Here is a 377-nt window from a genome sequence, read left to right as displayed (position 1 = left end):
CAGGGGCACTTCCTTGGTGCGGGCGCTTTTGGTGGGCCGGTGTCTGCGCCAGCTAGCAGGCTGCTGAAAAACCCGGTGTCCAGATATCATAGACGGGGTCATTGGAAGCCGAGCATGAGGTGGACGGATGGGCGCAAACCGATCAGTAGTGATAACCAAGATCCAGGCGATGGTGACTCCCGAGGCGGCGGGCGCAATCCGACGGTGAAGTTCCACAGCTAAAAGCGGAGCAACGACACCCACGCCCCGAGCATGGGCCCGGATGCTCGCCTTTACCGCAAGGCGGACGGGCAGCCAGCGCAGCTGTGCTATATCGGCCATGCGCTCATGGAGAACCGCAACGGTAACGGCTCCGGTGCTCCGCGTAATGGGCGTCT

Annotated in this window: 1 pseudogene; it reads left to right on the top strand. The window is 62.3% G+C overall.

Features of this window, described 5'->3' with window-relative positions:
- Positions 1-156: 156 nt before the first annotated feature.
- Positions 157-377: pseudogene (locus tag LRA98_RS13250) on the top strand (IS5/IS1182 family transposase); the annotation flags it as partial.

It is taken from the genome of Halorhodospira sp. M38, from assembly GCF_022227985.1.
GTDB classification, from domain to species: domain Bacteria; phylum Pseudomonadota; class Gammaproteobacteria; order Nitrococcales; family Halorhodospiraceae; genus Halorhodospira; species Halorhodospira halophila_A.
This window is presented reverse-complemented; position numbering and strand designations above follow the sequence as displayed.